This window comes from Mucilaginibacter sp. CAU 1740, from assembly GCF_039839285.1.
In the GTDB taxonomy this organism is placed as follows: Bacteria; Bacteroidota; Bacteroidia; order Sphingobacteriales; family Sphingobacteriaceae; genus Mucilaginibacter.
In genome coordinates, this window is the sequence record NZ_JBDOQS010000001.1 from 629879 (window position 1) to 643965 (window position 14087).

10 protein-coding genes are annotated in these 14087 nt (G+C 44.6%); 6 read left to right on the forward strand and 4 right to left on the reverse strand.

The annotated features are described in order from the left end of the window. Positions 1 to 21: 21 nt before the first annotated feature. The 4 genes from AAFN85_RS02810 to AAFN85_RS02825 are packed head-to-tail and all read right to left on the reverse strand — an operon-like array spanning position 22 to position 1925. A complete protein-coding gene (locus AAFN85_RS02810) occupies positions 22 to 816 on the reverse strand; it encodes a hypothetical protein (protein WP_347525436.1) in 795 nt (264 codons plus the stop codon). Beyond that, the gene (locus tag AAFN85_RS02815; RefSeq protein WP_347525437.1) at positions 803 to 1144 is read right to left on the reverse strand and encodes a DUF4133 domain-containing protein; all 342 of its coding nucleotides are present in this window, start codon (positions 1142 to 1144) and stop codon (positions 803 to 805) included. Before AAFN85_RS02815 ends, AAFN85_RS02810 begins: the two co-directional genes overlap by 14 nt. A 2-nt stretch (positions 1145 to 1146) precedes the next feature. After that, positions 1147 to 1584, reverse strand: coding sequence for a hypothetical protein (locus AAFN85_RS02820; RefSeq protein WP_347525438.1), 438 nt, complete (start codon positions 1582 to 1584; stop codon positions 1147 to 1149). Positions 1585 to 1595: 11 nt separating this feature from the next. Further along, positions 1596 to 1925: a DUF4134 domain-containing protein gene (locus tag AAFN85_RS02825; RefSeq protein ID WP_347525752.1), complete on the reverse strand. Its 330-nt coding sequence runs from the start codon at positions 1923 to 1925 to the stop codon at positions 1596 to 1598. A 246-nt stretch (positions 1926 to 2171) separates the two neighbouring features. On the opposite strand from AAFN85_RS02825, the gene AAFN85_RS02830 reads away from it, so the two are divergent. The 6 genes from AAFN85_RS02830 (at position 2172) to AAFN85_RS02855 (ending at position 14069) form a co-directional block, all read left to right on the forward strand. Next, the gene (locus tag AAFN85_RS02830; protein WP_347525439.1) at positions 2172 to 2420 is read left to right on the forward strand and encodes a DUF4974 domain-containing protein; all 249 of its coding nucleotides are present in this window, start codon (positions 2172 to 2174) and stop codon (positions 2418 to 2420) included. A gap of 295 nt (positions 2421 to 2715) precedes the next feature. Next, positions 2716 to 6039, forward strand: coding sequence for a SusC/RagA family TonB-linked outer membrane protein (locus AAFN85_RS02835; protein WP_347525440.1), 3324 nt, complete (start codon positions 2716 to 2718; stop codon positions 6037 to 6039). Between the two features lies 1 nt (position 6040). Further along, on the forward strand, positions 6041 to 7495 hold the full coding sequence (locus AAFN85_RS02840) for a RagB/SusD family nutrient uptake outer membrane protein (RefSeq protein ID WP_347525441.1): 1455 nt from the start codon (positions 6041 to 6043) through the stop codon (positions 7493 to 7495). A 59-nt stretch (positions 7496 to 7554) separates the two neighbouring features. Next, positions 7555 to 10188 (forward strand): prolyl oligopeptidase family serine peptidase, encoded by a 2634-nt coding sequence (locus AAFN85_RS02845; RefSeq protein ID WP_347525442.1) that lies wholly within the window; start codon positions 7555 to 7557, stop codon positions 10186 to 10188. Positions 10189 to 10206: 18 nt separating this feature from the next. Next, the gene (locus AAFN85_RS02850; protein WP_347525443.1) at positions 10207 to 11607 is read left to right on the forward strand and encodes a thioredoxin fold domain-containing protein; all 1401 of its coding nucleotides are present in this window, start codon (positions 10207 to 10209) and stop codon (positions 11605 to 11607) included. 101 nt (positions 11608 to 11708) lie between these two features. After that, positions 11709 to 14069 carry a sugar-binding domain-containing protein gene (locus AAFN85_RS02855; protein WP_347525444.1) on the forward strand — a complete coding sequence of 787 codons (2361 nt, stop codon included), beginning with the start codon at positions 11709 to 11711 and terminating at the stop codon, positions 14067 to 14069. Positions 14070 to 14087 lie beyond the last annotated feature (18 nt).

The following is a 14087-nucleotide window of genomic DNA, read 5'->3' on the forward strand; positions in this document are numbered from 1 at the left end:
TTTCCTTGCTCGGGCGCAGGATTAAAATCTGGGCCTTTTACCCGGTTTCATTCTCCGGGTGATCTGCTCGTGTTCGCGCTGTAATTGTTCGCGGTTTTGACGGATCAGGCGCGGCACCTGGGTTTCACTGAGCGGAATAACCTCGGCTTTCAGGTTCTTTTGAATAGGATGACGGCGCAACAGATCACGTTCGACCATCCCATAGATACGTGCCGTCCCAACAGGGTCCAGCCCCAGTTCGTTGGGTATTTTAATTTTGATGATGCCGTCCGGGAATTCCGTCAGTTTTGGGTCCAGTTGCACTACCTGTTTCATAATGGGCTCATAGAAGGCCTCATAGTGCCAGCCATCATCGGTCAGGTCCATGGACTTCAGGCTGATCACCGGGAAAAAGTATTCCGCATGGCGCAGCTCCTGCAGGCGGAGGTCGATGATGAATTTTTCCCCGGCCATATCGATCTGCGGCAAGATCCCGTTTTGCCTTGCTTTTAAAGCTTCCTGGTCAACAATGATCTCGAAATCGGACTTGCCGGCCATTTCGGAGAGAGGCATGCCATATTTTTCCGACATCCCCTCGGGATCCAGCGTGGATAATGGCGGTATGATCAGCGGTTCGCCTTTTTCCGGATTTGCAGCGGCATTTTTTGTCGCGGCGTCCCATGCCAGCATGTAGTGGTCGCCCATATCCTGCATCTGGTTAATAAAGGATATTTCGTTATCCGGGTTATCGGTCTGCCGCAGGGTCTGCCTTTCGAGGTCGACATAAAAACTGGTATTTTCCATTCGGAAAATGGCGGGTTCTCTAAGCTTTGCCATGTGGGTTCTCCTTATAGTTTAATTGCTGAAAAAAGCGGCGGCCATAAGATTTGAGCACACGCGGTAATCGCTTCCGGGCCATGGCCTTCATCAGACCGTGTTCACCATATTTCCGGCTGAGCGCAAAGATCCTGATGCTGCCAAAGGCTGCGGCGGAACCGCAGACGGCCAGGCAAATAATTGCTCCTGCGCCAAGGATGTAGAGCGCCGCGAAAACGATCATCAGGCCGAGTACCAGCCCGGCGAAATACCAGATGTACTGCGCCCGCAGGCCGCGGAACTCGATGCTTTTGTTGATGCCTTTATTAATGGAATAAATGCTGTTCATGTTTAAGTCCGATTGTTGAGGTATTCGGCGATCATGCCGGTGACGGCGTTGCTCAAGGCGGGCAGGTCTTCGTGTTCTTCGCCAAAACCGAAGACCTCGAAAATGGGCTCGCAGGCACCGGTAAGGTTAATGAGCTCATAGGTGAGTATGCCGCTGCGGTTCATCTGCTGATGGGTTTCCGGAAACTCGGCTTCAAGCAGTTCGCGCATCCAGCTGAAGCGGGATGGCCGGAGGTCACGGGTCAGTTCTTCGAGGCAAAGCGCTTCGATCACATAGTTCGGGCGGTTCTCTTTTTGCAGGTCATCGATCAGTCCGCTAATGGAATCCACTTTGCTGCCGAGATAATGGCTGAGGCGGTGATCTTCCTGCAAGGCGATGAGCAGGTCGGTATGATGCTGCACCATATAGCTGTGCAGTTTGCCGATGAGTAGAGTTTTCATAAGCTATGATCTTAAAGGCCGAAGAATGATTTGATGATGATGGCCACGACCACGAGGAAGATGCAGGAGCCGAACCAGGCGGCGGCAACTTTGGACGTGTCCTGATCGCCGGCATTCCATTTGGAATACACTTTGACGGCACCGATCAGGCCGAGGATGGCACCGATGGCATACATGAGGTTGGTTCCGCTTTCAAAATAACTCCTAACCTGGGTGTTGGCCTGCTGGATGCCGGCGTTGCCGTCCTGGGCTTTGGCCAGCAGGTAAGCGGCGGTTAATGCTGCGCTGAGGGCAGCGGTTTTCAGGGTTTTGCCCCACGATTTTCTTTTGCACGTTTTCATCTTCACTATCGTTTTTTCGGGTTGATATTTGTTTTTCATTGGCCCTCAGGAGGGCTTCGCCGTTATTGTTAAAATTTGGGCAAGGGTTTCCCTTACCCGCTCCCGGATATTACCGGGAGGGGCGGGAAAGCTGCTGTGTCCGTAACCCATTCCTTTCGGATGATGGCTCTACAGCACGGGGCCGGGGCAGCTTATTCTGTTGTAGTTAATTCCCCCTGATTGCCCCGCAGGTCGCGGGGCCGGGGAATGGCACGGTGGCTTCAGGGCAAACTGGTCTTTCATCATGAAGCGCTGGAAAGTATCATGAAAAAGATCGCCCGCATTTACGACGTGCAGGTTGTCTGGACGGATGAGCAGGCCAAATCGGTCACCTTTAACGGCTCGGTGAATCGGACGAAGAAATTAGCTACGGTACTGAATTTCTTCCGCAAGACGGGGGAAGTGGACTTTAAAGTAGAAGGAAAGACCATTACTATTTCCAGTAAGAGAAAATAAACAACTACCTGATATTAATTAACCATAACGACTAAACTCAAACTGACAGATTATGAAAAGGATTTTACGCATATGAGGCCTTAGGTGAAGGCGAACGGAAAAGCAAACGCATCCCGAATTGGAGCTCGGGACACGTTCATATCCGGGAACCCGATCCTGAACGGCCAGGCCGCAAGGGATATTAATTCGTGTGACAACAAATTAAGGATTAACCCGAACATTCAAAAGTATGAATAATAATGCAATACGCATAGCCGTAGGGCCATACCATGCCTTGCGAAAAACGATAAGAATCATGAAGATCACCTCCCTCATAATGCTGATCTCAGTGATGGCGGTGAGTGCCAGCACCTACGCACAAAAGATCAACCTCAGCGAGAAGCGCGCCAACCTTGGTGACGTGCTGGAAAAGCTGCGCCAGCAAAGCGGATACGATTTCATTTACAGTGATAACCTGGTCAAAGACAAAGCCGTTACCGTAAGCCTCACAGACGCCAGCCTCGACGAGGCGCTGAAAGCGGTGCTTGCCAACCAGGCCATTACCTACGACATTGAAGAGAATACTGTTGTATTCAAGGAAAAAAGCAGATCCTTACTGGAAACGCTCAAAGGCTACCTCGCTCTGATCGACGTCAGCGGAAAAGTCGTTGATGAAAAAGGTCTGCCGCTGCCCGGTGTGACGGTAACTGTGAAGCCGGAAAAAGGAACATCCAACACCGGCAATACCATTACCATTACCAATCAAAAAGGTGAATTCTCGCTCAAAAAAGTGAATGAGAATGCTGTCCTTGTTCTGACATTCATCGGCTACCAGAAAAAGGAAATAGCGGTTAACAGTGACCTGAGCAATGTCCGAATGGAGCCTAGTGATTCGAAACTGGATGAGGTGCAGGTGCAGGCTTATGGAAAGACATCCTTGCGTTTGAGCACCGGTGATATTACAACCATAAAAGCTGCGGATGTCGAAAAGCAATCGATCAACAATCCTTTATTAGCGTTACAAGGAAGGGTATCAGGATTGACCGTTACACAATCGACTGGTTTACCTGGAGGAAAAGTTAACGTGCAAATTAGGGGACGAAACAGTCTTAACGGAAGTGATCCATTGTTCATAGTAGATGGATTGCCTTACGATAACACCATTTCTGGATTAATGGGGCCTTATCCTAATAAAGGTGATGGTACAATTAATACCGAACTATCTGCTTTTAACTTTATTAATCCTAATGATATTGAATCTATCAGTGTCCTCAAAGACGCTGACGCGACAGCGATTTACGGTTCAAGGGGAGCAAACGGTGTGATATTAATCACTACGAAGAAGGGTATTGCGGGGCCGGCAAAATTAGATGTGAACGTTCAAAGTGGTATCGGGAAAATTAATCAACGGCTTCGTCTTATGAATACAAAGCAATATTTATCAATGAGAAAGGAAGCGATACTTAACGATGGGGGGACGATAAATAATCCGCCAGAGATTTATGACCCTGTTGGTAACTCAGATGTTTACCTTTACGACAGTACACGTTATACGAATTGGCAGGACAAATTTCTAGGAGGAACTGCACATTATAATAATATTAATGCATCGATTTCCGGAGGAGGAACTAACATAGGATATATTATTGGAGGAACCTACCATAAAGAAACAACAGTTTTTCCAGGGCAATCGGACGACCAAAAGGCAAATGTTCATTTCTCCATTAATGGCAGTTCTTTAAACCAAAAGTTGAAGGCGAGCTTGACAGGATCCTACATGTCGAATTGGACAAATTTTGCGAGACAGGATTTTACACGATTTATTTTTTTGCCACCGAATGCTCCCGATCCCTATTTGCCAGATGGCAGTTTAAACTGGGGATTATATACAATACAAGCATGGAATTTTACATCAAGTACCTTTAATAATCCTTATGCTGTATTATTTCAACCTTACAAGGCTCAAACAAATAATTTAACTGCTAGTGGCGATATTGGCTATCAAATAACTTCCTCTCTAAATATTAAGGCGACATTAGGATACAACAATTTAAGTAGTCATTCCATAGTTGAAGATTCCCCATTTAAATCAATTCGCCCCGACCTCCAGCCATTTACTTTGAGGGAATCAGACTTTAATCAAAATGATATCCAATCTATAATAATTGAACCACAAATTACTTTTTCACCAAAAGTAGGCAACGGATTATTAGATGTACTTCTTGGAGCAACCTACCAAAGCAAAACGGCAACTTACGAAAATATACATGCTTATGATTTTCCTAATGATCAATTAATGAATTCCTTGGCGGCCGCTTCCCGATATACAGGCAGCAACCCCACTTCGCAATACAAATACAATGCGATATTTGGTAGAATTAGCTATAATTTAAAAGATAGGTATTTATTAAATGCAAACTTAAGAAGGGATGGCAGCAGCCGGTTTGGACCAGGTAAACAATTTGGAAATTTTGTTTCTCTTGGAGCAGCATGGGTGTTTTCTGAAGAATCAATCATTAAAGATAAAATTTCCATTCTAAGTTTTGGTAAACTTAGAATTAACTATGGTACTTCCGGAAATGACGGAATACCCGATTATGGATATTTTGAAAGGTACAATCCAACGTTTAGCACTTATCAGGATCAAAAAGGGTATTTGACCTCAGGCGTTTTCAATTTAAATTATGGATGGGAAAGTACAACGAAAGCTGAATTAGGAATCGATGCCAGTTTTTTTCATGACAGATTATTGTTAAGTTTCAATTTTTACCGGAACCGCTCATCCAATCAACTTGTTAATTATCCACTTCCATCAATATCGGGCCCTGGCAACTACACTATCAATTTACCCGCTGTAGTGCAAAATAGTGGATTTGAATCATCGGTTAGTGCCAAAATCATTGATAAAGCCTTTCTTAGATGGACCATGTCCGGAAACATCAGCATTAACCGAAATAAATTAGTAGAATACCCAAATCTCGCAAGTTCATCGTATTATCTTGATTATGCAATTGGGTCACCGATTGGAATGGTAAAGGCTTATGATTTCGCCGGCGTAGACCCAGCTACAGGGCAATATCAATTCCGCGACAAAGACGGCAAATTTACATTTGATCCAAGCCAAGACCCTCAAAATAAGACGCAGTTTATCGATTTGCAGCCAAGGTTTTATGGTGGCTTACAAAATAGTTTCACATATCAAAATTTGACTTTTGATTTCCTTTTTCAATTTGTGAAGCAAAAGGGAAGAAATTATTTGTATGATTTCTCTAATACTCCCGGCTACATCGGTATAAATCAGCCTATAGAATTGTTGAATAGGTGGAAGAGTCCCGCCGAGCTTGGGAAATATCAAAGATATAATCAAGATATATCGCTATCAGATGCATACACATTTGCCTCTCAGAGCACCGCAGCCTATACAGACGCATCCTTTATTCGCTTAAAAACTGTGACCTTATCATACAGTCTTCCAATAGCATTAAAATCAAACCTGGGAGTTAACGATCTAAAAATTAATGTTAGCGGGCAAAATCTTTGGACCATAACAGGTTATAAAAGTCTGGACCCGGAAACGCAAAGCGTCAGCACACTACCAACGATGGCTATAATTACAATTGGCCTTAAAGCAACTTTTTAAAATGAAAGAAAATGCCATGAAAAAATTTGAAAAAGTGAAGTATAATATTGCATTTAAAAAAATTTGTTTATATATTTTTTATACAACGACTATAATTTACACTGCATCTTGTAAGAAATTTGTGGAAATCAATCCACCTAGTGATCAATTAACAGGGGCTAATATCTACAATGACCCAGGTACTGCAGCTGGAGTACTTACTAGTATTTACCATCAATTAAGTGTCGGCAGCTTTGCTGCAGGTGGAAATAGTTTGTCGGTAGATGGTGGCCTTTCAGCCGATGAGCTGGATCTCTTAAACAAAAATGAGGATTATTCGCTTAGGTTTTACATCAATAAGTTATCTGCCAACACAAATCCACCCAGATTTTGGTCTGAATTTTATGAGTTTATTTTTCGAGCAAACTCAGCTATAAAAGGGTTGAACGCATCGCATTCCTTAAATGATAAAGTAAAAGTTCAGTTATTAGGTGAAGCGAAATTTATTCGTGCACTTTGTTATTTCTACCTTGTCAATCTGTATGGGGATGTGCCACTTATTTTAACTACTGATCCGAAGGAAACTGGAAATATCAGTCGTACTCACAAAACTGTTGTTTATCAACAAATAATCGTCGACCTACTAGACGCTCAACGACAACTAAATGAAAATTATTTAAAAGCAGATGCGCTAACGCAAATAGAAGACGAAAGGGCGCGACCAAACCGTGCCACGGCTACCGCTCTTCTTGCCAGAGTTTATTTGTACTTGAATCAATCAGCAAACGCTGAAAAGCAATCAACAGTAATAATTGAAGACAGCCGTTATATTCTTTTGGATAGTTTAAACGACGTTTTTTTAAAAAATAGCAAGGAGGCAATTTGGCAGCTGCAACCTATTAATAGTGGAAACACCCCCGATGGAGGTTATTTTATTCCAACAGGAGACGCGCCATCTGTATTTTTAAGTAACGACCTATTCCAAAGTTTTCAGTCAAACGATAAACGAAAGTTTCAATGGATAGGCAGTATCACTGCAAACGGGAATAGTTATAGCTACCCGTTTAAATATCAAATTAAAATATCATTCGACGCGCCTCAAGAATATACCATGGTTTTTCGCTTAGGTGAACAATACCTAATAAGGGCGGAGGCGCGGGCCATCTCAGGTAATCTAAGTGGAGCTCGTGATGATTTAAATAAAATTCGCCATCGAGCAGGACTTGGCGATACACCAGCTGGGACACAAACTGAAATTTTAGATGCCATTTTGAATGAACGTCGCCACGAATTATTTAGTGAATGGGGCAATCGCTGGTTTGATCTGAAAAGGACCGGCAAGATCGATCAGGTAATGAGCACAGTCACCCCTCAAAAAGGCGGTACATGGAGTCCGAACTGGGCACTTTACCCGATACCACAAACAGACATCAACAGAGATCCTGCACTTGCAGGTCATCAGAACCCAGGTTATTAATCTTCAAACACCGGGAACGTGACGGATTCCCGGTGTAACTAACAACTTATTTATTGCAAATGAAACGACCAATAATTTTATTGATCCTGCTTGCCCTATGCCTTTATGGGAAAGGACAACAACCTGCCAAACCCGCTGTTACGGAAAGCATATTTGATCATTGGAACCAATTGCAGGGGCAGGGTATCAGCAATGACGGCAAGTATGTCTGGTATCGCTACGGCCCTGTTGGAAATAAAAACTGGTTATGTATACGAGCTGTAGGCAAAGGCTTCAACAAAAAGATAGCCAACGGCGACCAGGCGCAATTTAGTAAAGACAGCAAATACTGTTTTTATCAGACAAGTCAGGACAGCTTGTTCCTATTGAACCTAAAAACAGGAATCAGCCAGTATATCAACAAAGTGAATTCTTTTCAACTCGCCGAGCGTATGGAAAGAACCTATTTGTTGTATTCGCACGGAACCGAAGGCCGCAGCTTGACCGTCAAAGACTTAAAAACGGGTTTATCAAAGACGCTCGATAGCGTCTCGCAGTATCATCTATTCCCGGAAAATCAGGGGCTGGTGTACGCTAATAATAGACAATTACTTCAATTCGACTTTGAGGATTTTGATACAAAGATATTAACCAGCACCGAGAACATTTCCAATATAGCCATAAACGCCCAGGCGAACAAAGTTGGCTTTCTAACCGGTGGGGAACATCACAAACAACTGCACTTTGTCGCGCTTAATGATCAACGGCCAATTGAAGAAACGGCTGTTTTGAACCTTCCGGCTGATTACTACCTAAGCGATTTTCCATTGAGGTTCACTCCTGACGGCAGCAAGCTATTTTTTAGGATACAAAAAGACGACGTTAAAAAGGAGAAGACCTACAATGGTGCGCCTGATGTATGGGCTTTCAATGATAAATTTATTCAGCCTGAACAGCTGCAGCAGGATGAAGGCAGATCTCTCCTTGCAGTTTATGATATATCCAAGCAAAAATTGTTGCAATTGGATAACGCGCAGCAATCCGCCTACCTTCTCGGAAAGGCAAGCAATCAGTGGATGCTGATGACCGAAAATTACGGGCTGGGTGAAGCACACTGGAACCCGTCCCAAAGATTGAGACTGTACCTTTCGAATCTGAATACAGGAAAGCAAGATACAATCGCAAGCAAATACGCAGGAATGGCGAACTTCCAGCTTTCCCCTGATGAACGCTATGTTGTGTATTATGATCGTAACGACAATCATTACTACAGTTATGAAATTGCATCCCATCGCACCTATAGTCAGATCAGTAAAGGTCTACCCTTTCCGCTGTTCCAGGATGAATTAAACTATCCCTTGATTTTTGGATCGCCCGGATGGCTGAACGGTAAGCTCTTGCTTTATGACGAATACGATTTATGGTTAGTGGATCCTACCGGCCAGCAAAGCCCTAAAAATATCACCAAAGGCTATGGGCGCAAAAATAATACGGTGCTGCGACTAATGGGTAATCAGCCGATATATAAAAATGGAGATAAAGTTATACTGCTTGCTCTGAATAAGGAAAATAAAGACAACGGCTTTTTTCAGATCACGCTTAATAGCAATGCAGAACCAATTGAGTTATCCATGGGACCTTATTTCTACCATATGAAGGATATGTTTCTGGGTTTTATGAATTCGGAAAGTGCAGCGCCTCTGAAAGCGAAAAACGCGAACGTATACCTGGTAGGTAGGCAAAGCGCCGAGCAGTCACTAAACCTGTACGTCACCAAAGATTTTAAGCGTTTCGAAAAGTTCACCGATATCCAACCGGAAAGAAATGTTAATTGGCTAACTACGGAATTAATCAAATTTCCGATGGGCAATGATGAAACCGGGGAAGGCGTGCTGTTTAAGCCGGAGAGCTTTGACCCTAGTAAAAAATACCCGATCATATTTCATTACTATGACGAGTACCGGAGTAATGAACTTCATATGTACAAAGCGCCGCATTATACGGGAGCCAACATTGATATTCCTACCTATGTCAGCAACGGTTATTTGGTGTTTTTAAGTAACCTAAAAATTGAAGCTCAAAATACAGCCGAAAGCATTACCCGAACGGTTGTTTCAGCAGCCAATTATCTAAAGCAATACCCATTTGTAGACTCCAGTAAGATGGGATTGCAAGGACATAGCTATGGAGGATACGCTACCAATAGTATTATCACCCATTCTAAATTATTTGCCGCAGCCTGTGAAGCCAACGGCCCGGTGGATTTCGTTAGCTATTATAACGGACTGTTTGATAACGAAAGAACCAGCCACAGCACTTTCGAAGATGGATGGGGAGGTTTAAAAGCAACCTTATGGGAGCGGCCTGACCTCTATATCAAGAACTCGCCGATATTTCAGCTAAACGAGGTGACGACTCCATTACTTATTATCCATAACAAAGAGGATTTCCGGGTACCGTTTAGTCAAGGTATTGAACTATACATGGGCATGCGAAGGTTGCAAAAGCCTTGCTGGCTGCTACAATACGACGGGCAAGGACACACGACGTTAAACGGTTCTGAAGATATGACCCGCCGTATGCAACAATTCTTCGATCATTACTTAAAAGGAAAACCGGCACCCGTCTGGATGACCAAGGGCATACCAGCCAAACTACAAGGCATTAATAGCGGACTGGAATTGGACACATCAAGTACCGCAAACAATAATTAATAATTCAAAACAAAATTTATGAAAAGAACAATCAATCTCTTAATAGCCATCTTCTTACTGATCAGCAACTACGGCTATTCACAGGGCATACAATTTACTTCTGCCGCCAACTGGAGCGAACTCAAAGGAAAAGCCAAAGCCGAGAACAAATTCATTTTTATGGATGCCTTTGCCACCTGGTGCGGCCCATGCAAGACCATGGATAAGGAAGTATTTCCACAAGCTGAGGTTGGCGAAGCCTTCAATGACAAGTTTATCAGCGTTAAAGTCCAAATGGATAAAACCAAGAGCGACGCTGAACTGGTTAAGGGCTGGTATAATGATGCCACCGCGATCGAAAAAGACTACAGTATATCCGGCTACCCAACTTACCTTTTCTTTTCACCGGAGGGAGAACTGGTCAATAAAGTTGTAGGCGCTATTCCAGCAGAACAATTGATTAAAGAAAGCCAGTTTGCCCTCAACCCTAAAGACCAGTATCCGGCTTTACTAAAGGCCTTTCAGCAGCATCAGCTCGCGAAATCTGACTACCCTAAACTGGCAGACCTTGCCGTTAAACTGGAACAGTACCAGGTTATCGGACCATTGGTCACCGAATATTATGCTGGCCTGAAACCAAATGAACGTTTCGACAACGAGCATCTGCTGTTTCTCGCGCGTTTCCTGTCCAAGTCCAGCGATCCGCAATTTAGCTTCCTGCTCAATAATACGGCAAAGATCAACCAGGCACTCAAACTCAAAGAAGACCGTGAATTTGTAAAAAACAAGGTGAGTGATATTATCTACAACGAAGCGTCGGCGCCCTACATCGATCAGCAGACCAAAAAGATGGATTATGCCAAAATCAAAGCGGCGTTAAATAAATATGGCCCAAGAGGAACTGCTATCTACAAAGAGCGCGTTGAGCCCCTATATATTAATAACGAGATCATTATCCCACTGAGTAAACCAGGTGCCAACCCAGACTGGGCAAAGGTGGAAAAAGAAGTGGTTGCCAAATACGGCGCGAACGGTGAGCAGGCAATTTGGGATGCAATTGCTTTTCAATACTATGCAAAAAAAGATGTGCCTGCTTTTGTTCAAATGAAAAATAAGATTCAACGCAAATACCCTTCGCGAATAGACAACTTTACCAAAGGCAATGATGCCTGGTTCGTTTTCGAAAACGCGAAAGATAGCGATAATACCAGCTTGCAAGCTGCGCTTAAGTGGAGCAAAGCCATCGTTGACGAAGAGCCTAATAACGGTGGTAACCTGGATACCTATGCCAACCTGCTCTATAGGCTCGGCTACAAGGATGAATCGTTGGAATGGGAAGCCAAAGCGGTCAAAGCAGATCCGCTGCGCAAGGAGATCGGCGAAAACTTTGAGAAAATGAAACGTGGGGAGCCGACCTGGCCCACACAACCGTCGAAATAGCAGGATTCAGCTTCGAATTCGGCGGAAATCACTAAAAATATAATAACCATGACTGTACTAAGATCAATAAATGATCTTAGTACAAAAACTATTACCCGATTATGATGATAAACTATAAGTTGAGAAAGCTTTTTGTCACGGCGATGCTGGGCCTTTCTGCCAATGCAATGGCGCAGGATTACCAAATGCAGGCTGTGCCTATCCAGTCGCGCTGGGCAAAGGACGTTGGCCCTAGCAATGCTTTGAAAGAATACCCGCGTCCGCAGCTTGTCCGCAGTAACTGGCAAAACCTGAACGGCATGTGGCAATATGCCATTACAAAAAAGGATGCGCCGAAACCATCAAGCTACGATGGTAAAATATTGGTACCCTATCCGATCGAGTCCGCCTTGTCGGGTGTTAAAAAAGCATTGCAGCCAACGGATAATCTTTGGTATAAGAGAACATTTAATTATTCCGGTAAAGGAAAAACACTGCTGCATTTTGGTGCGGTGGATTTTGAGGCGACGATATTTGTGAATGGCAAAGAGGCCGGTAAACATACGGGGGGCTATACGGAATTTACCTTTGATGTGACCGCTTTGCTGCGGAATGGGGACAATGAGATTGTCGTAAAAGTCTGGGATCCATCTGACCAGGGATACGGCCCGCATGGTAAGCAGGTGCTCAATCCGCAGAATATTTATTACACGCCAACTTCGGGCATTTGGCAAACCGTATGGCTGGAAACGGTGCCGCAGCAGTATATTGAAAGTTTGACCATTACCCCGGATATCGACAAAAAGCAGGTTAGCATTACGGTACATTCAGCTGCCGCAACCGGTTTCAGCCTGACTGCAGCGGGTAAGACCGTTAAAGGCAAAGCGAATGCTGTGATCGTTTTACCGGTAAAAGATATGCACCTGTGGTGCCCCGGCGATCCCTACCTTTATGACCTGACTGTCAAACTGGGGAGCGATGAGGTGAAAAGCTATTTCGGGATGCGTAAAAGCAGCATCGTAAAAGATGAAAAGGGCGTTGACCGAATTGCCCTGAACAACAAGCCTTACTTCAATTTGGGTACGCTCGACCAGGGTTTCTGGCCGGATGGCTTATATACCGCACCTACCGATGAAGCTTTGGCTTTTGATATCAAAGCCATCAAAGCCATGGGTTTTAATACCATCCGTAAACACATCAAGGTGGAGCCGGCAAGATGGTATTACTGGGCGGACAAGCTGGGCATGCTGGTATGGCAGGATTTTGTAAACCCGAATCAGGGTTTGCCGGAGGGTGCGAAGCAGGCCTTTGAAAAGCAGGCCGCTGAGGAAATAGTGCAGCTGCATAATTATCCAAGCATTACGACCTGGGTATTGTTCAATGAAAAATGGGGGCAATATGATCAGCAAAGGCTGACTGAATGGGTAAAGAAAACAGATCCGACGCGTTTGGTGAATGGGCATACAGGGGAACTGTTGTATGTCAATGAGCATTTACGTTCGCCATCGCCAAATGCTTATGTTTCGGCAGATATGACGGATGTTCATGCCTACCCTGATCCCATGATGCCGGTTAAACAGCCGGGTAAAGCACAGGTGGTGGGTGAATTCGGCGGTATCGGTGTTTTTATACCGGACCACCAGTGGCTGACAGGTTCAGCCTGGGGGTATATACAGGAAAAACCGGCCGCCTTAAAAGCCAAATACACGGTAATGAACCAGCATTTGCAATTACTTCAACATGATGGCTTATCGGGTTCGATCTATACGCAACCTTTTGACGTGGAAGGTGAACAGAACGGCCTAATGACCTACGACCGGGAAGTGGTCAAAATACCATTTGCGTATCTACTTAAGATTCATAGTACGCTGAACCCGGATGTGAATATCCACGTGCCTGAAGTTTCTGCGCAGGATGCCGACGTGACGGAACCGGCGCAACTTTACAGCGAACTTTTGCAGCAGTATATTGATGGCAAGCGTGATGCTGCGTTCCTGAAACGATTGTCGCAGCTGGCGGCGCAGGCGGGTGATAAGCCGGGCAGCCGGCTTGCAGGCAATGCTTTGGTTGCTGGTTTGAAAGCGCCTTTCAGCGATGAGGATATTCAAACGACTTCCCAATTCACGGGTAGTACGAAGGATGCCGGGTTTACAATGATGCAGCAACACGCTGATCAATTCAGGGAGGTCTTGGGGGATCGTAAATATACCGTGGCCATGATGAATTTGATCTTTAAAGGAGAACTGGAGCCGATGATCAACGCGTCAGATAATCCTGACTGGAAAATGATCGAAGCTAAAGCAAAAACCTTTGGTGCACCTGGTGAGGAGATCCTTTTACGCGCGGAAACAGTACATTTTATCAATCATCAGGACTGGGCGCGCTATGTACCTGCTGCAACAGTCTACCTGGCAAAGTATGGTCAGAATATACCGGAGGAGGAACGCAACGCCTTCCAGCAAAACATTGATCAGCATAAATGATCCGGGTTAGATTTTACA

What these genes read in the sequence shown, in the direction of transcription:
- AAFN85_RS02825 (WP_347525752.1), bottom strand. Translation starts at nt 1,925, where the DNA reads ATGAAAACGTGCAAAAGAAAATCGTGGGGCAAAACCCTGAAAACCGCT.
- AAFN85_RS02850 (WP_347525443.1), top strand. Translation starts at nt 10,207, where the DNA reads ATGAAAAGAACAATCAATCTCTTAATAGCCATCTTCTTACTGATCAGC.
- AAFN85_RS02855 (WP_347525444.1), top strand. Translation starts at nt 11,709, where the DNA reads ATGATGATAAACTATAAGTTGAGAAAGCTTTTTGTCACGGCGATGCTG.
- AAFN85_RS02840 (WP_347525441.1), top strand. Translation starts at nt 6,041, where the DNA reads ATGAAAGAAAATGCCATGAAAAAATTTGAAAAAGTGAAGTATAATATT.
- AAFN85_RS02845 (WP_347525442.1), top strand. Translation starts at nt 7,555, where the DNA reads ATGAAACGACCAATAATTTTATTGATCCTGCTTGCCCTATGCCTTTAT.
- AAFN85_RS02820 (WP_347525438.1), bottom strand. Translation starts at nt 1,584, where the DNA reads ATGAAAACTCTACTCATCGGCAAACTGCACAGCTATATGGTGCAGCAT.
- AAFN85_RS02830 (WP_347525439.1), top strand. Translation starts at nt 2,172, where the DNA reads ATGGCACGGTGGCTTCAGGGCAAACTGGTCTTTCATCATGAAGCGCTG.
- AAFN85_RS02810 (WP_347525436.1), bottom strand. Translation starts at nt 816, where the DNA reads ATGGCAAAGCTTAGAGAACCCGCCATTTTCCGAATGGAAAATACCAGT.
- AAFN85_RS02835 (WP_347525440.1), top strand. Translation starts at nt 2,716, where the DNA reads ATGAAGATCACCTCCCTCATAATGCTGATCTCAGTGATGGCGGTGAGT.
- AAFN85_RS02815 (WP_347525437.1), bottom strand. Translation starts at nt 1,144, where the DNA reads ATGAACAGCATTTATTCCATTAATAAAGGCATCAACAAAAGCATCGAG.